The 19,771-nt window shown below is 74.9% G+C and carries 17 protein-coding genes and 1 riboswitch; of the genes, 7 read left to right on the top strand and 10 right to left on the bottom strand.

All coding sequences use genetic code 11. The annotated features are described in order from the left end of the window. Positions 1-7 precede the first annotated feature (7 nt). The 4 genes from WA762_RS14405 to WA762_RS14390 all read right to left on the bottom strand — a co-directional run bounded on the left by WA762_RS14405 (position 8) and on the right by WA762_RS14390 (position 1,827). Positions 8-694: a DUF6286 domain-containing protein gene (locus WA762_RS14405; RefSeq protein WP_335936030.1), complete on the bottom strand. Its 687-nt coding sequence runs from the start codon at positions 692-694 to the stop codon at positions 8-10. Further along, entirely contained in the window at positions 691-1,044 is a 354-nt protein-coding gene (locus WA762_RS14400; protein WP_335936084.1) for a hypothetical protein, read from the bottom strand. Before WA762_RS14400 ends, WA762_RS14405 begins: the two co-directional genes overlap by 4 nt. Before the next feature lie 11 nt (positions 1,045-1,055). Continuing rightward, positions 1,056-1,247, bottom strand: coding sequence for a hypothetical protein (locus WA762_RS14395; RefSeq protein ID WP_335936029.1), 192 nt, complete (start codon positions 1,245-1,247; stop codon positions 1,056-1,058). Between the two features lie 106 nt (positions 1,248-1,353). Further along, a complete protein-coding gene (locus tag WA762_RS14390) occupies positions 1,354-1,827 on the bottom strand; it encodes an Asp23/Gls24 family envelope stress response protein (protein ID WP_335936028.1) in 474 nt (157 codons plus the stop codon). Between the two features lie 92 nt (positions 1,828-1,919). Between WA762_RS14390 and WA762_RS14385 the strand changes: the two genes are divergently transcribed. Further along, the gene (locus WA762_RS14385) at positions 1,920-2,717 is read left to right on the top strand and encodes a hypothetical protein (protein WP_335936027.1); all 798 of its coding nucleotides are present in this window, start codon (positions 1,920-1,922) and stop codon (positions 2,715-2,717) included. A gap of 161 nt (positions 2,718-2,878) precedes the next feature. Here the strand turns inward: WA762_RS14385 and WA762_RS14380 are convergent, their stop codons facing one another. The 3 genes from WA762_RS14380 to WA762_RS14370 all read right to left on the bottom strand — a co-directional run bounded on the left by WA762_RS14380 (position 2,879) and on the right by WA762_RS14370 (position 6,090). After that, positions 2,879-3,670 (bottom strand): enoyl-CoA hydratase/isomerase family protein, encoded by a 792-nt coding sequence (locus WA762_RS14380; RefSeq protein ID WP_335936026.1) that lies wholly within the window; start codon positions 3,668-3,670, stop codon positions 2,879-2,881. A 223-nt stretch (positions 3,671-3,893) separates the two neighbouring features. Continuing rightward, positions 3,894-4,115, bottom strand: coding sequence for a helix-turn-helix domain-containing protein (locus WA762_RS14375; protein WP_199883310.1), 222 nt, complete (start codon positions 4,113-4,115; stop codon positions 3,894-3,896). 376 nt (positions 4,116-4,491) lie between these two features. Next, a complete protein-coding gene (locus WA762_RS14370; RefSeq protein WP_335936025.1) occupies positions 4,492-6,090 on the bottom strand; it encodes an ABC-F family ATP-binding cassette domain-containing protein in 1,599 nt (532 codons plus the stop codon). A 242-nt stretch (positions 6,091-6,332) separates the two neighbouring features. Here WA762_RS14370 and ypfJ point away from each other — a divergent pair, with 242 nt between their 5' ends. Continuing rightward, positions 6,333-7,223: a KPN_02809 family neutral zinc metallopeptidase gene (gene ypfJ / locus WA762_RS14365; protein ID WP_335936024.1), complete on the top strand. Its 891-nt coding sequence runs from the start codon at positions 6,333-6,335 to the stop codon at positions 7,221-7,223. Between the two features lie 114 nt (positions 7,224-7,337). On the opposite strand, the gene WA762_RS14360 is transcribed toward ypfJ, so the two are convergent. The 3 genes from WA762_RS14360 to WA762_RS14350 form a co-directional block, all read right to left on the bottom strand. After that, entirely contained in the window at positions 7,338-8,642 is a 1,305-nt protein-coding gene (locus WA762_RS14360) for a hypothetical protein (RefSeq protein ID WP_335936083.1), read from the bottom strand. A gap of 186 nt (positions 8,643-8,828) precedes the next feature. Further along, complete coding sequence (locus tag WA762_RS14355; protein ID WP_335936023.1) at positions 8,829-9,953, bottom strand: alpha/beta hydrolase; 1,125 nt, start codon at positions 9,951-9,953, stop codon at positions 8,829-8,831. Between the two features lie 361 nt (positions 9,954-10,314). Continuing rightward, on the bottom strand, positions 10,315-10,974 hold the full coding sequence (locus WA762_RS14350) for a class II aldolase/adducin family protein (RefSeq protein WP_335936022.1): 660 nt from the start codon (positions 10,972-10,974) through the stop codon (positions 10,315-10,317). Positions 10,975-11,188: 214 nt separating this feature from the next. Between WA762_RS14350 and WA762_RS14345 the strand changes: the two genes are divergently transcribed. From WA762_RS14345 to cobN, 5 genes are all read left to right on the top strand, one after another. Next, the gene (locus WA762_RS14345) at positions 11,189-12,517 is read left to right on the top strand and encodes an inorganic phosphate transporter (protein WP_335936021.1); all 1,329 of its coding nucleotides are present in this window, start codon (positions 11,189-11,191) and stop codon (positions 12,515-12,517) included. Positions 12,518-12,635: 118 nt separating this feature from the next. Next, a complete protein-coding gene (locus WA762_RS14340) occupies positions 12,636-12,866 on the top strand; it encodes a hypothetical protein (protein ID WP_335936020.1) in 231 nt (76 codons plus the stop codon). A 253-nt stretch (positions 12,867-13,119) separates the two neighbouring features. Beyond that, positions 13,120-13,250: riboswitch (cobalamin riboswitch) on the top strand. Between the two features lie 145 nt (positions 13,251-13,395). Beyond that, positions 13,396-14,538 carry a cobalamin biosynthesis protein gene (locus WA762_RS14335; RefSeq protein ID WP_335936019.1) on the top strand — a complete coding sequence of 381 codons (1,143 nt, stop codon included), beginning with the start codon at positions 13,396-13,398 and terminating at the stop codon, positions 14,536-14,538. Then, a complete protein-coding gene (locus WA762_RS14330; RefSeq protein WP_335936018.1) occupies positions 14,535-16,076 on the top strand; it encodes a cobyric acid synthase in 1,542 nt (513 codons plus the stop codon). The genes WA762_RS14335 and WA762_RS14330 overlap by 4 nt, the downstream gene beginning before the upstream one ends. Next, positions 16,073-19,735: a cobaltochelatase subunit CobN gene (gene cobN, locus WA762_RS14325; RefSeq protein WP_335936017.1), complete on the top strand. Its 3,663-nt coding sequence runs from the start codon at positions 16,073-16,075 to the stop codon at positions 19,733-19,735. The genes WA762_RS14330 and cobN overlap by 4 nt, the downstream gene beginning before the upstream one ends. The last annotated feature ends 36 nt before the right edge of the window (positions 19,736-19,771 follow it).

Below are 19,771 nucleotides of genomic sequence, written 5' to 3'. Positions count from 1 at the left end.
CGCTTCCTCACCCCTTCCTCGGGGGACGGCGGACGCTCAGGTCCACGGCCGGCCGCCCGGCCAGGCCCAGTTCCGCGATGCCGGTGGAGAGCACGGTGTCCAGGTCGGCCCGTACGTCGTCGAGGTCCCGGAAGTGCGAGACCGCGCGCACCCGGACCCTCCGCCGGCCCATCCGTACCCGCGCCGACCGCACCCCGGACACCTCGACGGCCCGGTCGCGCAGGATCAGGGCCGCCGCCGAACGGTCGATGCCGGCCCGGACGCCGGTGCGGGCCCGGCGCATCGGCAGCAGACCGCGGAGCCCCGGAGTGAGGGCGAGTGCCAGCAGCCACAGGCCGACCGCCGCGGCGACCGCCGCTCCGGTCAGCACCGCCGCGTCGTGCAGCGGCCGGTCCGCGAGTTCGCGGGCCAGCACCCGGCGCCAGCGCATCGCCGGCCGCCCGGCCCGTACCGCCGCCACGTCGTAGAGCAGCGGACCCGCACAGGCGAGCACCACCAGGGCGAGCAGCGCGGCGGGAACACGGCGGGCGGACCAGAAGCGGCGCGCCGGACGACCGCGCTCCCGCCGCCGCGCGGGCGGGACCCGGGTGGCGCAGGAGCCGGTCCCGTCGAGTGCCGGCGCCTCGCCGTCCTCGGCGGGGCGACCGTCGGGCGGATGCCCGGGATCGTGCCGGGGGTCGTGGGGCACGGTCATCGGACCCTCCCCCGGGACGCGCCGCCCGTCTCCGCCGGGTGCAGGCGCTCGGCGCGCACGGCGACCTCGGGCACCTCCATGCCCGTCAGCGCCCGTACCCGCTCCACGACCCGTCGGCGCACCCCTCGGCACTGGCGGCCGATGTCCGTGGGGTAGGCGAGTTCCAGACTGATCCGCACCCGGGCGGCGTCCCGGCGCACCATGACCGTGGCGCGCGGCGGCCCGCCCTCCCGCGGCGGTCCGTCGACCGCCTCCTTCGCCGCCTGCGCGGCGATCTTCGCGACCACCCGGTCGGCGATCCTGGTCGCTCCGCGTTCACCGGCGGCCACCCGGCCGCCCGCCCCCGGCACCGGCACCGCCGTCACCGCCGGTGGTCGCCGCGTTCGCGACTCCGGAAGAAGTCACCGGGTTCCAGATCGCCCTCCAGGAACCGGCCGATGATGAAACCGACCGCTCCCAGGGCCGCCACCAGCAGAAACGCCCCGAATCCGCCGAAGTATCCGGCGAATCCGAGCGCCATGCCGGCCACCATGCCGACCAACGCCGTGCTCATCGCGCACTCCTCAACTGCCTCGGTCCTCCCGTTCGCCGGGTCCGCCCGCCGCCCGCCTGTGCCGTCCGCCGCCCGCCATCCACCGCCTGCCGCCTGGCGGTCACCGCTACTGGAGGCGGGTCTCGGGCAGTTCCTCGTCATCGGGCTCGTCGGGCAGTTTCACGTCGGTCACCGCGATGTTGACCTCGACGACCTCCAGGCCGGTCATCCGCTCGACCGCCGCGATCACGTTCTCCCGTACGTCGCGGGCGACGTCGGCGATCGCCACTCCGTAGTCGACGACGATCTCCAGGTCGAGCGCGGTCTGCGACTCGCCGACCTCCGCCTTCACCCCGCGCGCGACGGACCTGCCGCCGCCGGGCACCCGGTCGCGCACCGCCCCGAACGTGCGCGAGAGACCGCTGCCCATCGCGTGGACGCCGACCACGTCCCGCGCCGCCATGCCGGCGATCTTCTCGACCACCCCGTCCGCGATGCTCGTGCGGCCCCGGGTGGCGGGGTCTCCCCCGCCGCGCTTGGTGAGCGGGGACGGTTCCGGGCCGGGGCTCTCGGTACGGGCCCGCTGTGTGGTGTCGGTCATCGCCACTCTTCCCTTCGGGGCAGTTTGGACCTCTTTGCCCACATTAGGTGCGCTTGCCCCATCCCGCGCCGTGGATACGGCAGGCTGGCCCCATGACGGCGACCGACGGAACGCACGGGGGCGACGGGTGGGCGGCGGTGGTCCGGCGGCGGACCGGACTGGGCCGGCTGCTCCCCCTGGGCGAACCGGCGGACGGGGCCTGGATCTCGGAACGGGCCGCGGTCGCGGTGCTGCGGGAGGCGGCGGTCGGGCCGGCGCCCGCGCCGGTGCTCGGGGAGCTGCGGATCCGCGCGGCCGGCCCGGACCCCGTCCCGGCGCCGGGCGTCTGGCCGCCGGGCGCGTGGCCGCCGGGCCCGCTGCGGATGGCGGGGACCATGTCGGCGTTCTCGGGTCGGCCGCTGCCGGCCGCGGCCGGTGCGCTGCGTACGGCACTCCTCGCGTCGGCCGACCGGGATCTGGGGCTGGCGGTGTCCGGAGTGGACCTGCGGGTGACGGAACTGCTGGACGCGCCTCCCCGGCGGCGCCCGCCCGCACCGGTCGAGGTCTGCCCGGCCGAGCCCGAGGGAGCGGTGGGCGCCGCCGCCGCGGGGACGCCCGGTGTCGCCACGCTGACCCGGGTGCTGGGGGACGCCGTGCACACGGCCCCGGGGCGGGTGCGGATGGAGCTGGCGACGGAGCCGGGTCATCGCGTGCTCGACGTGGTGCGGGCGGTGCGGGAGGCGGTGGCGGGCGCGGTGCCGGGACGGCCGGCGGTGGCCGTGCTGGTGACGGCGGTGGCGGCGCGCGGCGGCTGCCGGGGCACGCCCGGCGCACCTCGTCCGGACCCTGCCGGGCCGCTCCGCGCTCCCCTCCGCCGGTCACCGGCGCGCCCCGGCCGGGAGTTCCCCTGAGAGCCGTCCACCGGCGCCCATGCGTCCGGGCGGCGGGGCACCGGGGTAAGACGCGATGGGGCGACGGCCCCGGTGGCCGACGTGCGGTCCCGTCCGTCCGGCGGCCGGGCTCCGGCGGTCAGCCGGTCGGGCCGGTCAGTCGGGTCGGTCGGTCGGGCCGGTCAGTCGGTGATGCCCGCCAGGTCGCGCAGGCGGCGGGCCTGCGCGGCTCGTTCGGCGGCGCGCTGCTCCTCGTACCCCCGGTGGACCGCACCGCCCAGCAGCGCCTTGGTCTCCACCACCGCGTCGCGCGGGGCGGCCAGCAGCGCGCCGGCCAGGTCCCGTGCGGCGGCGTCCAGCTCACCGGCCGGGACCACCAGGTTGGCGAGGCCGATGCGTTCGGCCTCCTCGGCGTGCACGAAGCGGCCCGTGGCACAGATCTCGAGCGCGCGGGCGTACCCCACCAGGTGCACCAAGGGGTGCGTGCCGGTGAGGTCGGGGACCAGGCCCAGGCTGGTCTCCCGCATGGCGAACTGCGCGTCCTCGGCGGCGATCCGCAGATCGCAGGCGAGGGCGAGCTGGAAGCCGGCCCCGATGGCGTGCCCCTGGACGGCCGCGATGGACACGATGTCGTTGCGGCGCCACCAGGTGAACGCCTCCTGGTATTCGGCGATGGTCGCGTCGAGTTCGGCGTCCGAGCCGCGCGCCATGTCGAGGAAGGACGGCTCGCCGTCGAACCCCTCGGGCGTGAACGCCTGGCGGTCGAGGCCCGCGGAGAAGGACTTGCCCTCGCCGCGGAGCACGACGACCCGGACCGTGCCGGGCAGTGCCCGCCCGGCCTCCGCCAACGCCCGCCACAGAGCGGGGGACTGGGCGTTGCGCTTGGCCGGATGGGCGAGGGTCACCGTGGCGACCGCGTCGTCGACGGTGAGTCGTACGCCGTCCTTGTCGAGCACGGAGTCGGGCGAGGTCATGGGAGCCTCCGGATCGTCAGTCAGCGGGCCGAGCGTGTCGAACCAAGTGACTGAACAGTAACCACCCGATCAAGAGCACGATCGACCGGGTGGCCACCATCGGAACCGGTGAGCTCCGGGACGGGTCCGGACGGCCTTGTCCGCGATCTGTCCCGTCCACCGAAGCCCTCAGAGCCTGTCGGGAGACCTCTGACCGGGCGGCCGAAGGTCACCCGACAGGCCCTCAGGCCGCGGTGGCCTTCTTGCCTCGTGTCGCGCCGCCGCGTCCGCGCAGCGTGACTCCGGACTCGCTGAGCATCCGGTGGACGAATCCGTAGGAGCGGCCGGTCTCCTCGGCCAACGCCCGGATGCTCGCACCGGAGTCGTACTTCTTCTTCAGGTCTGCCGCGAGCTTGTCGCGCGCGGCGCCGGTCACCCGGCTGCCCTTCTTCAGAGTCTCGGCCACCCGTGCCTCCTCATGGGAAGTGCGCTCTGGACTCTCATGATCACCCCTCGGGGGCCTCCTGGCCACCCATTCGACAAGGTCCGCGCAACCGGATCCCCGGCCGATCGGCGGCCCGACCCGTTCGGAATCCCCTGTTCCGTCGGGCTCGGGAGGCGGATCGGGGCGGGCCCGGAACGGAACGTCCTGGTCAGGGCCACGCGGGGGGCGCACCCGCCGAACGGGTGGGCCCGGCGGCCGTCTGCCGGGGGACGCCGACGCGGTACGAGACGCACTCACACAGATGACGGATCACACATGAGCCGAATGATCCATACGGGTGCGTCAGAGAGCTGGCCGGAGGCGGCCCGGACAGCGGCCGCGGGGCGGCCGGACCGGGTCAGGCCAGGGCGACCAGGTCCTGGTAGTCCGCTCCCCACAGGTCCTCGACCCCGTCCGGAAGCAGGATGATCCGCTCCGGCTGGAGGGCCTCGACCGCGCCCTCGTCGTGCGTGACGAGGACGACGGCGCCCTTGTAGGTGCGCAGCGCGCCGAGGATCTCCTCGCGGCTGGCCGGGTCGAGGTTGTTGGTCGGCTCGTCCAGGAGCAGCACGTTGGCGGAGGAGACCACCAGGGTCGCCAGCGCGAGGCGGGTCTTCTCGCCGCCGGAGAGCACGCCGGCGGGCTTGTCGACGTCGTCGCCGGAGAAGAGGAACGAGCCGAGGGTCTTGCGGACGTCGACGAGGTCCAGGTCGGGCGCGGCCGAACGCATGTTCTCCAGGACCGTGCGGTCCGGGTCGAGGGTCTCGTGCTCCTGGGCGTAGTAGCCGAGCTTGAGCCCGTGGCCCTCGACGACCCGGCCGGTGTCGGGCTTCTCGGCGCCGCCGAGGAGGCGCAGCAGCGTGGTCTTGCCCGCGCCGTTGAGGCCGAGGATGACGACCCGGGAGCCCTTGTCGATGGCGAGATTCACATCGGTGAAGATCTCCAGGGAGCCGTACGACTTGGACAGGCCCTCCGCCATCAGCGGGGTCCTGCCGCAGGGCGCGGGCTCGGGGAAGCGCAGCTTGGCGACCTTGTCGGCGACCCGGACGGCCTCCAGCCCGGACAGCAGCCGCTCGGCGCGCTTGGCCATGTTCTGCGCGGCGACGGTCTTGGTGGCCTTGGCGCGCATCTTGTCGGCCTGCGAGTTGAGGGCCGCGGCCTTCTTCTCGGCGTTCTGCCGCTCGCGCTTGCGGCGCTTCTCGTCAGCCTCGCGCTGCTGCTGGTAGAGCTTCCAGCCCATGTTGTAGACGTCGATCTGCGAGCGGTTGGCGTCGAGGTAGAAGACCTTGTTGACGACCGTATCGACGAGCTCGACGTCGTGGGAGATGACGATGAAGCCGCCGCGGTAAGTCTTGAGGTAGTCGCGCAGCCAGACGATCGAGTCGGCGTCGAGGTGGTTGGTCGGCTCGTCGAGCAGCAGGATGTCGGCGTCCGAGAACAGGATGCGGGCCAGCTCCACGCGTCGGCGCTGACCACCGGAGAGCGTGTGGAGCGGCTGTCCCAGCACCCGGTCGGGGAGGCTGAGCGCGGCGGCGATGGTGGCGGCCTCGGCCTCGGCGGCGTATCCGCCCTTGGTGAGGAACTCCGTCTCCAGGCGCTCGTACTTCTTCATCGCCTTCTCGCGGGTGGCGCCCTTGCCGTTCGCCATCCGGTCCTCGTTCTCGCGCATCTTGCGGAGGATCTCGTCGAGGCCGCGGGCGGAGAGGATGCGGTCGCGGGCGAGCACGTCGAGGTCGCCGGTGCGCGGGTCCTGCGGGAGGTAGCCGACCTCGCCGGAGCGGGTGATGGTGCCGCCGGCCGGGGCTCCCTCGCCCGCGAGGCACTTGGTGAGGGTGGTCTTGCCCGCTCCGTTGCGGCCGACGAGGCCGATGCGGTCGCCCTTGGCGATGCGGAAGGAAGCGGACTCGATGAGGATGCGGGCGCCGGCGCGCAGCTCGATGCCGGAAGCGGTGATCACGGGTAAGACTCCAGGGCGGTCTGGGCGGCGGACGGGTGACTTACGGACTCACGACTCGACGCCGCTAATGCACAAGGAGAATTGCCATGCGGCTCATTCTACTGGCGGTGTGCAACTGGTTTTCCGCGCCCGCCGGGGCCGGGCCGCTCCGCCTCGTGGCCCCGTTGGTCATTCGCGGGTGATCTCGCCAATACTCTGCGGAGGCGGTCGGAGCACACGACCGGAACGGAGGGTGACTTCACATGCAGTTCGACGACGACGCCGATCTGGACACGTCCGAGGTCGAGGACGTGCGCGGCAGCCGCATCCCGGGGGGCGCAGCCACCGTGGGGGGCGGCGTCGTCGGCCTCATCGCGCTGCTGGTGGGGCTGTTCCTCGGCATCGGCCCCGACCAGCTCGGGCTGACGTCCGGCGACTCGGGGACGACGGCGTCCGCGTCCTCGGCGGCGCAGGTGCAGCAGTCCTGCCGGACCGGGCGGGACGCGAACACCAGGGACGACTGCCGGATGGTCGCGGTGGTCAACAGCGTGCAGGACTTCTGGCGGCAGGAGTTCCAGAGGCAGGGCGAGCGGTACAGCGACGCTCCGACGAAGCTGTTCACCGACCGGGTGAACACCGCGTGCGGCTCCGCGACCTCGGCGGTGGGGCCGTTCTACTGCCCGGGCGACCGGAAGGTCTATCTGGACCTGGGCTTCTTCGAGGAGCTGCGGTCGAAGTTCGGCGCCGACGGCGGCCCGTTCGCCCAGGCGTACGTCGCCGCCCACGAGTACGGGCACCATGTGCAGAACCTGACGGGGACGCTGGGCCGGGCGCACGACGGGCGCACCGGCGCGGACAGCAACTCGGTCCGGGTGGAGCTGCAGGCGGACTGCTACGCCGGGGTCTGGGCGCACCACGCGACGAGCACGCCCGACGAGCGGACCGGACGGCCGCTGATCACGTCGCTCACGCAGGCGGACATCCGGGAGGGGCTCGACGCGGCGGCGGCGGTCGGCGACGACCGGATCCAGGAGAAGTTCCAGGGGCGGGTCTCCCCGGAGGCCTGGACACACGGCTCGTCGGCGCAGCGGCAGCAGTGGTTCACCACGGGGTACCGCAGCGGCTCCATGGCGGCCTGCGACACCTTCCGCTGAGCGACGGCGGCTCCGGCCGGGGGACGCGCCGTCCGGCGTGACGCCCCCGGCCCGTGACGACGGAGGGCCGGACCCGCCCGGGGCGGGTCCGGCCCTCCGTGCGTGCGGTGCGTGTCACACGCCGCCGGTGTGCACCTGGAACGCGGCCCGGCGCACCGCCTTGGCCAGGGCGGGGTCCGGGTGCGCGGCGGCCAGGGCCACCAGGACCTGCACGGTGCGCGGGTGGCCGATGGCGCGGACCTCGTCGAGGAGGGCGGGCACGGTGCCCTGGACGGCCGAGTCGAGGTGGCGGACCAGGAGCCCGGTCTCGCCGTGGTCCGCGACGGCCGCCGCGGTGTCGACCCAGAGCCAGGTGGCCTCCTCCCGGCTGAGGACGTCCTGGGCCTCCTCGGGGTCGGCGCCCTCGTACTCGGCCAGCCACAGCAGCGCGTAGGGGCGCAGCGAGACGTCGTCGAGGACGGAGCGTACCTCGGGCTCGGCGGGTGCGCCGACGACGCGGAGCGCCTCGAAGGCGAGCCCGCGCAGCAGGGCGTCCTCGCCCCGGGCGACGGCGAGGAGTTCCGCGACGGCGGTGCCGACGGTGCGGGCGGCGAGCCAGGCCCGGTACTCGTCGCGGGCGGGGCCGGGGGTGAGCCGGGCGCAGCCGTGGAGCATGTCGGCGGCGGACTGCTCGATGTTGCCCGCCGGGCTCTGGGCGGCGACGCAGATCTGTTCCAGCTTGACCCAGACCGCCCAGTTGCCCAGCGGCGTGAGCGTGGCGTGTCCGGCGTCGAGGGTGAGCGCGCCGACCGCGGCGAGCCCTTCCAGGGCCCAGTCGAGGAGACGGGCGACCAGGGCGGACGGGTGTGCGGCGGGGATCGGCCCGGCCGGTTCGGGCGACGGCCCGTACGGCACCTCGCAGCGCTCCTCGTGGAGCTCCGCGACCCGCTGTTCGAGCAGGTCGAGGAGGGCGGGCACGGCGACCGGGCCGGCCGAGAGCTGGAGCAGCGAGAGCACCTGGGGCACGGCCTCGACGGCCTCGGCGACCGCGGTGGGCTCGACGTCGCCGGGGGCCGGGTGGACGAGCGACCAGGCGTCGAACAGCGCCACCCAGCCGCGCAGCACGGCGGAGTCGTCGCGGTCCCAGGCGCGCAGCCGCCAGCCGGGGCGGACGGTGTCGCCGTGGAGTTCGACGAGTCCGGCGAGGCGGGCCCGGTCCCAGCCGGAGCGCACCTGGGCCGGGGAGAGTTCCAGGGCCGCGGCGGCCCCTTCGAGCGCCAGGGCGGCCGGCGGCGGCGCGCCCGGGATCGCGCCGTCGGCCGCCCAGCGGGCGATCCGTACGGCGTCGGCGAGGACCGTCCTGGCCTGGCGGGCCAGTTCGGCCCGGGGCGGGGTGCCCTCCGGGGGGCGGGGAGCCGGCCTGGTGCGCCGGGTGGTCACGGCCTTTCGAGCGGTGGCGATGGGTCGCTGGCGGACAAGTCGGAGCCTGGAGTCGCGCGGGGTACGGGACGTCACGAAGAGCAGTCTTGCCCCTGACGGCCCGAAAGCCCAAACGGAACCCGAATTCCCGGTGGACGGGGCGCCGGGCGGGGCGCGGCGCCAATCGGCCGATCCCCGCTCATCGGGTCACATCAGGGGCGTGAGGAAGCGGCGCAGGGTCTCCTCGTAATGGTCCGGGTCGGCGTTCCACATGGCCGCATGCGGAGCCTGGGGCACGGTGTGCAGGGCGATCAGTTCGGGGCGGCGGGCGGCGAGTTCGCGGGACGGGCCCCAGGGGGCCAGGGTGTCGTCCGGGCCGTGGAAGATCAGGGTCGGGGCGCGCAGCCCGGTGGCGAGGGACGGGTCCAGGAGGCGGGCGCCGTGCAGCCCGGTCATGCCCTGGGCGGCGCGGACGGCGAGCGGCAGCAGCGGGGCGGGGACGCCCCGGGCGGCGGCCAGGGCGCGCAGCGTGGTGGCCCAGTCCAGGACCGGGGAGTCGAGGACGAGGCCGGCGACGCGGTCGCGCAGCGCGGATCCGACGGCGGCGTGCAGGGCCATGGAGGCGCCGGTGGACCAGCCGTACAGGACGACCTTCTCGGCCCCGTACCGCACGGCGAAGCGGATCGCCGCGTCCAGGTCGCGCCATTCGGATTCGCCGAGGCGGGAGAGGCCGTCCGGGGAGCGCGGCGCCCCGGCGTCCCCCCGGTAGGCCAGGTCGAGGACGGGCAGGCGCAGTCCGTGCAGCAGCCCCATGACGTTCAGGGGGTGTTCCCGGGTGGTGCCGAGGCCGTGCACGGTGATGACCCAGGTGTCGCGGGGACCGGGCAGGAACCAGGCCGGCAGGGCCCCGAGTTCGCCGGGGATCTCGACCTCCTCGTGGCCGAGGCCGAGCACCGAGGGGTCTCCGCTGTGCAGCTGGGGCGTGATCCGGACCCGGGCCCCGGTCTCCAGCGTGCCCCGGTCCACCCGTTCCAGTCGGCGGACGACGGTGTCGGGGGCGTGGCGGACGTGCTCGGCCACCGGTCCGACGACGGCGTGGACGTCGTCGCCCACCAGGGCGTACGTGCCGGGCCGCAGGGCGGTCAGGGAGCGGGTCAGGGTGACCCGGCCGGGCGCGGTGGCGTGCACGGTGAGGGCCCGGTCGGCGGGGAGCGGTCGTCCGGACGGAGCCCGGAGGGCGGCGCCGCCGGCGTGCCGGCCCGCCGCGACCGACGCCGCGCCGAGTCCGAGGATCGTGGTGACGGCTGCTGCCGTGACTGTTGCCGGGCGCACCGCTCCAGTGTCCTGGGGCGGGTCGCGCTCTGCCACCGGACGGGTCCGTCCGGTGTCCCGGCGGCGGCGCGGGAGCCCGGCCCGGCCGGTGGGCCGGGCGGAACGGGAACCGGGCGGCGGGGACCGGCCGGAGCGAGGACCGGAACGGGCGGGTCCGCGCCCGCCGTGGCGGAATCACGGGCCGAGGGGCGGAGCCGCCCCGCCGCTGCGGGGCCTTGGGCCGTGTGCCGGCCTTGGGCCGCGTGGCGGCCGTGTGCCGGGTCCGCCGTGGCGGGATCACAGGCCGTAAGGCGGGGCCGTATGGCGGGGCCGCCCGCCCCGCGGGGCCGCAGTCCGCGGCGCGCCCGTCCGTCGTGGCCGGTCAGCGGCGTTGTCCGTATCCCTTCAGCGCCTCCCGCACCTCGTCCAGCTGGGCCGGGGTGAGCAGGCTCGGGGAGCGCCCGGGCACGGAGTTCGCGGTGAGCCAGAGCCGGCAGAGCCATTCCAGCTGCGCGGTCCGGTCGTACGCCTCGTCGAGGCCGGCGCCGTACGTCACGGTGCCGTGGTTCCGGAGCAGGCAGCCGGTGCGGTCGCGCAGGGCGGCGAGCATGTTCCCGGCCAGCTCCTCGGTCCCGTAGCGCGCGTAGGCCGCGACCCGGACGGGGCCGCCGAGCACGGCGGCGGCGTAGTGGACCGGCGGGACCTCGGTGACCAGGGTGGAGACGGCCGTGGCGTGCACCGCGTGGGTGTGCACCACGGCCCCCGCTCCGGTGTTCCGGTACACCGCGAGGTGGAGCGGGAGTTCGCTGGTGGGGGCCAGTACGCCGAGGACGCGGTTGCCGTCCAGGTCGACGCCGACCACGTCCTTCGGGCCGAGCCGGTCGTACGGCACGCCGCTCGGGGTGACCAGGACCGTGTCGCCGAGCCGGGCCGACACGTTCCCCGAGGTTCCGACGACGAGGCCGTCGGCGGCCGTTCTACGGGCGGTGGCGACGACGGCTCCCCAGGCCCGTTCGATCGCGTCCCGTTGCTGATCGCTCATGCGGCGATCCTGTCAGCCCGCCGGGCGCGCGTACACATATCCGGCCGAGGGAAACACGAGGAGTGACGCCGAAGGGCCGGGGGTGCGCGGGGCGGCCGGGACACGCCCGGGGACGCCGCACGGGGACACCGTGACGCCCCGTCCAGTTCATCTCCCGTTCACTCAGGTTGCCTACCGTCCACCTGCCACTGACGCCGAACGATTGCCTGGGTAAATGGAACACATCACGCTGCTCCTCGCGATTGTGATCGTGACAGCCCTAGTGTTCGATTTCACGAACGGTTTCCATGACACCGCCAACGCGATGGCGACCACCATCTCCACCGGCGCTCTCAGACCGAAGACCGCGGTGGCCATGTCCGCCGTTCTCAACCTCGTCGGGGCGTTCCTGTCCGTGGAGGTCGCCAAGACGATCTCCGGCGGGATCGTCGACGAGGACGGGCTGCGGACGGAGGTCATCTTCGCGGCACTCGTCGGCGCCATCCTGTGGAATCTGCTGACCTGGCTGGTCGGACTGCCGTCCAGCTCCTCGCACGCCCTGTTCGGCGGCCTGATCGGCGCCGCGGTCATGTCGGTCGGCTGGTCCTCGGTCAACGGCGGCACGGTCGTCACCAAGGTGCTGATCCCCGCGGTCGCCGCCCCGGTCGTCGCCGGTCTGGCGGCGCTGCTGGCCACCCGGCTGACCTACCGGATCGGCGGGGGCATCCGCGACGAGGCCCAGGAGAAGGCCGCCGCCAAGGGCTACCGCGCCGGTCAGATCGCCTCGGCCGGGCTGGTCTCGCTGGCCCACGGCACCAACGACGCGCAGAAGACCATGGGCATCATCACCCTGGCCCTGGTCACCGGCGGGGTGCTGCACCCCGGCGCCAACCCGCCGGTCTGGGTCATCGTCTCCGCCGGCACGGCCATCGCGCTCGGCACCTACCTGGGCGGCTGGCGCATCATCCGCACCATGGGCAGCGGGCTCACCGACCTCAGGCCGCCGCAGGGCTTCGCCGCCCAGACCAGCGCGGCCACGGTCATCCTGGCCTCCTCGCACCTCGGTTTCTCCCTCTCCACCACCCAGTCCTGCTCCGGCGCGGTGATGGGCGCGGGCCTGGGCCGCCAGGGCGGCGTGGTCCGCTGGTCCACCGCCACCCGGATGTTCGTCGCCTGGGGTCTGACCCTGCCGGCCGCGGGTCTGGTCGGCGCGGGCGCGGAGTTCCTCACCAAGCAGGGCACCTGGGGCGTCGTGGTCGTCGCGGCGCTGCTGGTCGCGGGCTCCGGAGCGATCTGGGTGGTGTCGCGCCGCAAGCCGGTCGGCCACGGCGACGTCGCGCCGGCCGCCGCGCCGGTGGAGGGCGCCGCCGAACCCGCCGGGGTCGTCACCACGGCCATCGCCGCCGTCAGCCCGCCGCCCACCGTCGCGGCCACCGCGACCGCCGTCACCGCCGTGACCCCCGTGACCGCCGCCGCGCAGGACCTCATGACCACCCTTCCGGCCCCGGTCCCGACGGTCCCCGCCCAGGACCCGGCGCGCCCCGCCCCCGTCCAGCCGGTGTGAGGACGCGGCCCGGGCCGTTCGCGCCGGGCCGCCCCCGGCCCTCCCTCGCCCGGTCCGCGCGGACCGTCCCGGATCGCGCGGACCGTCCCGGACCTCGCAGACCGTTTAAGGAATCAGCATGAAGATCGACTGGGCGGCCCTCGGGTCCGTCTTCGGTGTGTCCCTCGTCGTCACCGTCGCACTGGTGGGCTTCTTCAGCCTGGGCGTGGTGGGGCTGGCCAGGCAGTCGGAACCGGCGGCCCAGGGCGGCTCCGGCGGTTCCCGGGCGCTGGCTCGCGCGGGCGCGTACGCCTGTTTCGCGCTGTGCGCGGCGGCGGTCGCGTACGGGATCTATCTGATCGTCGCCTGAGCCCCTCCCCGCCGCCCCTCCGGGCGCGCCACCGCTCCCCCTCCGGGCCCCTCCCCGCTCGACGTTCGGGCCCCTCCCGCGCTCCCGTCCCCGCGCCCCCGTCACGGGCCGGACGCGCCTCGTGCGTCCGGCCCTTCGGCGTGCCCCGGAGCCGGTGTGGGTCTCAGCACACTGCGCCGCCGCAGGTCAACGGCAAGTTGACGGGGCTTCTCGGAGCGTGGTGGACTGCCGGAGCCATTTACGGCGACAGCAGAGGAAGCCGGTGCGAATCCGGCGCGGTCCCGCCACTGTCACCGGGGAGCGGTCCCCCACACCGGGAAGTCACGGCACGCGCGAGCGGGCTGGAAGGCCGGGGGTCACCGCGGATCCGGGAGCCAGGAGACTCTCGTCGCCGGTCACGTCGAACCAGGGCGCGGACCCTGAGTGAGGACATGTCGCCATGCCTGGCAGCCGTGCGTCCCTTGCCGGGGGGCTCTCGCCGAGAGCCGCCCGTACGAACGTCCTCCGAGGCGCGACGGCCGGCTGAGCCATGCGGGCCGATCGCATCTTCGCGTACGGCGCCACGGCCGGACTGATCGGCGACCTGCTGCTCGGTGACCCCCGCAGGGGGCACCCGGTGGCCGCCTTCGGGCGGGCCGCGGCGGGCGTCGAGCGCCGTCTGTGGCGCGACCACCGCGGGTGGGGCGCGCTGCACACCCTCGTCTGCGCCGGCGGCGCCGCGGGCGGTGCCGCGCTGCTCTCCCATGCCGTCCGCCGCAGCCCCGCCGCCTCCGTCGCGCTGACCGCGGCCGCCACCTGGACCGTGCTCGGCGGCGCCTCGCTGGGGCGGGAGGCGCGCGCCATCGGCGGCGCCCTGGCCGCCGGGGACGTCGAACTCGCCCGGGAGCGGCTGCCGCATCTGTGCGGGCGCGACCCGCAGGCCCTCGACGGGCCGGGCATCGCCCGCGCGGTGGTGGAGTCCGTCGCCGAGAACACCTCGGACGCCGTGGTCGGCGCCCTGGTGTGGGGGGCGCTGGCCGGGGTGCCCGGGCTGGTCGGCTTCCGGGCCGTGAACACCCTGGACGCGATGGTCGGCCACAAGTCGCCCCGCCACCTCCGCTACGGCTGGGCCTCGGCCCGCCTCGACGACGTCGCGGGCGGGCCGGGCGCGCGGCTGACCGCTCTGCTCGCCGCGGCGGCGGGCGGCCGTCCGCGCGCGGCGGTACGGGCCTGGCGGGCCGACGCGGCGAAGCATCCGAGCCCCAACGCGGGCCCGGTGGAGGCGGCGTTCGCGGGCGCGCTGGGGGTGCGTCTCGGCGGGACGCTGGCGTACGGCGGCCGGGTCGAGCACCGTCCCGTCCTCAACGGGGCGGCGGGCCGGGCCGTGGAGACCGGGGACGTCGAGCGCGCGGTGCGGCTGTCGCGCCGGGTCGGCGTGCTGGCCCTCGGCGTGTGCGTGGCCGGACGGCTGGGCGCCTCCCTCGCGGTCCGGCGGTTCGCGGACGGACGAGGCGGGGGCGTGCCGGGCGCGGGCACGCGGGGCGTGCTCGCGGGCGCGACGGGCGCCGGCGTACGAACCCCGGGCGCGGGCGCACGCGTCGCCGGCGTGCGGGCCGGAAGCACGGGCGACGCCGCGCGGGCCGCGGGGCTCCCGTTCGCGGCGCGGCTGATCGTGGGACGGAGACGGACATGAGCGGCGGACTGCTGGTCGCCGGGACCACCTCGGACGCGGGCAAGAGCGTCGTCACGGCCGGCATCTGCCGCTGGCTCGTGCGCCGGGGCGTGAAGGCGGCGCCCTTCAAGGCGCAGAACATGTCGCTGAACTCCTATGTCACCCGGGACGGCGCCGAGATCGGCCGCGCCCAGGCCATGCAGGCGGCGGCGGCCCGGGTGGAGCCGTCGGCGCTGATGAACCCGGTGCTGCTCAAGCCCGGCGGGGACCGTTCCAGCCAGGTCGTCCTGATGGGCAGGCCGGTGGGCGAGATGAGCGCGCGCGGCTACCACGGCGGCCGTCAGGAGGCCCTGTTCGGCACGGTCGTGGACTGCCTGGAGCGGCTCCGGAGCACGTACGACGCGGTGATCTGCGAGGGGGCGGGGAGCCCGGCCGAGATCAATCTGCGGCGCACGGACATCGTGAACATGGGCGTCGCGCGGGCGGCACGCTTCCCGGTGGTGGTGGTCGGGGACATCGACCGGGGCGGCGTGTTCGCGTCGTTCTTCGGCACCACGGCCCTGCTCTCCGCCGAGGACCAGGCGCTGGTCGCGGGCTATCTGGTGAACAAGTTCCGCGGCGACGTGTCGCTGCTGGAGCCGGGGCTCGACATGCTGCGCGAGGTCACCGGCCGCCCCACGTACGGGGTGCTGCCCTTCGCGCACGGCCTCGGCATCGACGAGGAGGACGGGCTGAGGGTCTCGCTGCGCGGCGCCGTGCGCGAGTCGGCGGTGGCGCCGCCGCACGGCGAGGACGTGCTGCGGGTCGCGGTGTGCGCCGTGCCGTTGATGTCGAACTTCACCGACGTGGACGCGCTGGCCGCCGAACCGGGCGTGGTCGTCCGGTTCGTGGACCGCGCCGAGGAGCTGACCGACGCCGACCTGGTCGTGGTGCCGGGCACCCGGGGCACGGTCGGGGCGCTCGCCTGGCTGCGCGAGCGCGGGCTCGCCGACGCCCTGGCCCGGCGCGCCGCCGAGGGCCGGCCGGTCCTCGGGATCTGCGGCGGCTACCAGGTCCTCGGCGAGCGCGTCGAGGACGAGGTCGAGTCGCGCGCCGGACGGGTCGACGGGCTCGGGCTGCTGCCGGTGCGCGTCCGGTTCGAACGCGAGAAGACCCTGGCCCGGCCCGTCGGGGAGGCGCTGGGCGCGCCGGTCGAGGGGTACGAGATCCACCACGGCGTCGCGGATGTGCGCGGCGGCGAGCCGTTCTTCACCGACGGCCGGGGGCGCGCCCTGGACGGCTGCCGGACCGGCTCCGTGTGGGGCACCCACTGGCACGGCTCGCTGGAGAGCGACGCGTTCCGCCGCCGCTTCCTGGCCGAGGTCGCCCGGGCCGCCGGACGCCGCTTCGTCCCCGCCCCCGACACCTGTTTCGCCGGGCTGCGCGAGGAGCAGCTCGACCGGCTCGGCGACCTCATCGAAGAACACGCGGACACCGACGCGCTGCTCCGGCTCATCGAGTCGGGCGCGCCGTCCGGACTTCCCTTCATCGCCCCCGGAGCACCTGGAGCACGCGCATGACCGTCCCCACGAGCACCGTGCTGTTGCTGTCGACCGCCGACACGGACCTCCTCGCCGCCCGCGCCTCCGGCGCGCCGTACCGGATCGGGAACCCCACCCGCGTCGACGTCCACGAGGAGCTGCCCGCGCTGATCGAGGGCTCCTCCGTCGCCGTCGTACGGCTGCTCGGCGGCAAGCGCGCCTGGGAGGACGGCCTGGCCGTGCTCAGGGCGTCCGGCATTCCGACCGTGCTGCTGGGCGGCGAGAGCGTGCCGGACGCGGAGCTGATGGCGGAGTCCTCGGCGCCCGCCGGGGTCGTCGCGGAGGCGCTGCGCTACCTGGTGGAGGGCGGTCCGGGGAACCTCGTGGAGCTGTCCCGCTTCCTCTCCGACACGGTGCTGCTGACCGGTCACGGTTTCGCGGAGCCGCAGCGGATGCCGGAGTGGGGGGTGCGCGGCGACCGGGAGTTCGCCGAGGGCCGCCCGACCGTGGGGGTGCTGTTCTACCGGGCGCACGAGCTGTCCGGGAACACCTCGTTCGTGGACGTGCTGTGCGACGCGATCGAGGCGCGCGGCGCCAACGCCCTGCCGGTGTACTGCGGTTCGCTGCGCGGCGCGGACGCCGGTCTGTACGAGCTGCTGGGCCGGGCGGACGCCCTGGTCGCCACGGTCCTGGCGGCGGGCGGCACGCGCGCCTCGGACGCCTCGGCGGGTGGGGACGACGAGGCGTGGGACATCGGCGCGCTGGCGGAGCTGAACATTCCGGTGCTCCAGGGCCTGTGCCTGACCTCGTCGCGCGCGGCGTGGGAGGCGTCGGACGCCGCGCTGTCCCCGATGGACGCGGCGATGCAGGTGGCGATCCCCGAGTTCGACGGCCGGCTGATCACGGTGCCGTTCTCCTTCAAGGAGCAGGGCCCGGACGACGTGCCGGTGTACCGGGCCGACCCGGAGCGCGCCGCGCGCGTCGCCGGGATCGCGGTGCGGCACGCCGTGCTGCGGCACAGGGCGAACGCCGAGAAGAAGCTCGCGCTGGTCTTCACCGCCTACCCCACCAAGCACTCCCGGGTCGGCAACGCGGTCGGCCTGGACACGCCCGCGTCGGCGGTGCGGGTCCTGGACGCCCTGCGGGAGGCCGGTTACGCGGTCGACGGCTACCCGGACAACGGCGACGAGCTGATCCACCGCCTCATCGAGGCCGGCGGTCACGACGTGGAGTGGCTGACCGAGGAGCAGCTCGCCGCCGCCCCCGCCCGGGTGCCGCTGGCCGACTACCGGGCCTGGTTCGAGAAGCTGGACCCGGGGCTGCGGGACTCGATGCTGGAGCACTGGGGCGAGCCGCCGGGCTCGCTGTACGTGGACGGCGACGAGATCGTCCTCGCCTCGCTGCGGTTCGGGAACGTGGTGGTGCTGATCCAGCCGCCGCGCGGCTTCGGGGAGAACCCGATCGCGATCTACCACGACCCGGACATGCCGCCGTCGCACCACTACATGGCGACGTACCGCTGGCTGGAGAACTCGTTCGGCGCGGACGCCGTCGTGCACATGGGCAAGCACGGCACGATGGAGTGGCTGCCGGGCAAGGGCCTGGGCCTGTCCGCGGGCTGCGGCCCGGACGCGGTGCTGGGCGAGCTCCCGCTGGTGTACCCGTTCATCGTCAACGACCCCGGTGAGGGCACCCAGGCCAAGCGGCGCGGGCACGCCACGGTGGTGGACCATCTGGTGCCGCCGATGGCGCGCGCCGACACCTACGGCGACCTGGCCAAGCTGGAGCAGCTGCTCGACGAGTACGCGCTGGTCAGCGATCTGGACCCGGCGAAGGCCCCGGCCGTGCGGGCGCAGATCTGGACGCTGGTGAAGGCCGCCGAGCTCCACCACGACCTGCATGTGGACGAGCAGCCGGACGACGACGCGTTCGACGAGTTCGTCATGCACATCGACGGCTATCTCTGCGAGATCAAGGACGTGCAGATCCGCGACGGCCTGCACGTCCTGGGCGGCGGCCCGGTCGGCGAGCCGCGGGTCAACCTGGTGCTGGCGGTGCTGCGCGCCTCGCAGGTGTGGGGCGGCACGGCGAACGCGCTGCCGGGGCTGCGGGCCTCGATCGCCGCCCACTTCGGGCTGAGCGAGAAGGAGCTGCTGGCCGAGCCGGGCGCCCCGGTGAAGGTGCCGGCGGAGCTGACCGACCTGGTCGACGGCCCGGCGCGCACCGGCGCGGACGCGATCGACCTGCTGGAGCTGCTGTGCCGCCGCCTCGCGGAGGGCATGGAGGAGCGCGGCTGGGACGTGACGGGCGCGGCCGGCCTGGTGCGGGAGGTGCTGGGCCGCGAACTCCCGGACGCGGTCGCCGTGCTGGGCTTCGCCTGCGAGGAGGTCGTGCCCCGGCTGGCCCGGACCACGGACGAGATCGGTCACATCCTGCGGGCGCTGGACGGCGGTTTCGTCCCGGCGGGCCCGTCCGGCTCGCCGACGCGCGGTCTGGTCAACGTGCTGCCGACCGGCCGCAACTTCTACTCGGTGGACCCGAAGGCGATTCCGTCCCGGCTGAGCTGGGAGGTCGGGCAGTCGCTGGCGGACTCGCTGATCGCCCGCTATCTCGCGGACACGGGCGGCTACCCGAAGTCGGTGGGCCTGACCGTGTGGGGCACCTCCGCGATGCGGACCCAGGGCGACGACATCGCGGAGATCCTGGCGCTGCTGGGCTGCCGCCCGGTGTGGGACGACGCCTCGCGCCGGGTCACCGGCTTCGAGGTGGTGCCGCTCGCCGAACTGGGGCGTCCGCGCGTCGACGTGACGGTGCGGATCTCCGGGTTCTTCCGGGACGCGTTCCCGCACGTGGTGGGGCTGATCGACGACGCAGTGCGGGCGGTGGCGGAGCTGGACGAGCCGGCCGAGTCCAACTACGTGCGGGCGCACGCCGACGAGGACACCGCGGTCCACGGCGACCGGCGCCGTGCCACGGCCCGGGTCTTCGGCTCGAAGCCGGGGGCGTACGGGGCGGGCCTGCTGCCGCTGATCGACGCCCGGAACTGGCGCTCGGACGCCGACCTGGCCGAGGTGTACGCGGTGTGGGGCGGCTACGCGTACGGGCGCGGCCTCGACGGCCGGGCGGCGCGCGGCGACATGGAGACGGCGTTCCGGCGGATCGCGGTGGCGGCGAAGAACGTCGACACCCGCGAGCACGACCTGGTCGACGCCGACGACTACTTCCAGTACCACGGCGGCATGGTCGCGATGGTGCGGCATCTGACCGGTGAGTCGCCCGAGGCGTACGTCGGCGACAGCGCCACCCCGGACCAGGTGCGGACGCGGACGCTGGGCGAGGAGACGCACCGGGTGTTCCGGGCGCGGGTGGTGAACCCGCGCTGGATGGCGGCGATGCGGCGCCACGGCTACAAGGGCGCCTTCGAGATGGCCGCGACCGTGGACTACCTCTTCGGGTACGACGCCACGGCCGGGGTCGTCGACGACTGGATGTACGAGAAGCTGTCGGCCGAGTACGTCTTCGACGAGACCAACCGCGACTTCATGAAGAAGTCCAACCCCTGGGCGCTGCGCGGGATCTCGGAGCGGCTGCTGGAGGCGGCCGAGCGCGGGCTGTGGGCGGAGCCGGACGCGGCGACGCTGGAGCGGCTGCGGGCCACGTATCTGGAGCTCGAAGGCGATCTGGAGGGCGACGAGTGAACGCCCGAGGGCTCGTCCCCCCGCTGCCGGGGGCAG

The sequence above is a fragment of the Streptomyces tyrfis genome, assembly GCF_037034285.1.
Lineage (GTDB): Bacteria > Actinomycetota > Actinomycetes > Streptomycetales > Streptomycetaceae > Streptomyces.
This window is presented reverse-complemented; position numbering and strand designations above follow the sequence as displayed.

Excerpts from the sequence above, each read along its gene's own strand:
- WA762_RS14350 (WP_335936022.1), bottom strand. The coding sequence starts at position 10,974 with ATGAGCGATCAGCAACGGGACGCGATCGAACGGGCCTGGGGAGCCGTC.
- WA762_RS14340 (WP_335936020.1), top strand. The coding sequence starts at position 12,636 with ATGAAGATCGACTGGGCGGCCCTCGGGTCCGTCTTCGGTGTGTCCCTC.
- WA762_RS14385 (WP_335936027.1), top strand. The coding sequence starts at position 1,920 with ATGACGGCGACCGACGGAACGCACGGGGGCGACGGGTGGGCGGCGGTG.
- WA762_RS14395 (WP_335936029.1), bottom strand. The coding sequence starts at position 1,247 with ATGAGCACGGCGTTGGTCGGCATGGTGGCCGGCATGGCGCTCGGATTC.
- cobN (WP_335936017.1), top strand. The coding sequence starts at position 16,073 with ATGACCGTCCCCACGAGCACCGTGCTGTTGCTGTCGACCGCCGACACG.
- WA762_RS14390 (WP_335936028.1), bottom strand. The coding sequence starts at position 1,827 with ATGACCGACACCACACAGCGGGCCCGTACCGAGAGCCCCGGCCCGGAA.
- WA762_RS14405 (WP_335936030.1), bottom strand. The coding sequence starts at position 694 with ATGACCGTGCCCCACGACCCCCGGCACGATCCCGGGCATCCGCCCGAC.
- WA762_RS14335 (WP_335936019.1), top strand. The coding sequence starts at position 13,396 with ATGCGGGCCGATCGCATCTTCGCGTACGGCGCCACGGCCGGACTGATC.
- ypfJ (WP_335936024.1), top strand. The coding sequence starts at position 6,333 with ATGCAGTTCGACGACGACGCCGATCTGGACACGTCCGAGGTCGAGGAC.
- WA762_RS14330 (WP_335936018.1), top strand. The coding sequence starts at position 14,535 with ATGAGCGGCGGACTGCTGGTCGCCGGGACCACCTCGGACGCGGGCAAG.
- WA762_RS14380 (WP_335936026.1), bottom strand. The coding sequence starts at position 3,670 with ATGACCTCGCCCGACTCCGTGCTCGACAAGGACGGCGTACGACTCACC.
- WA762_RS14345 (WP_335936021.1), top strand. The coding sequence starts at position 11,189 with ATGGAACACATCACGCTGCTCCTCGCGATTGTGATCGTGACAGCCCTA.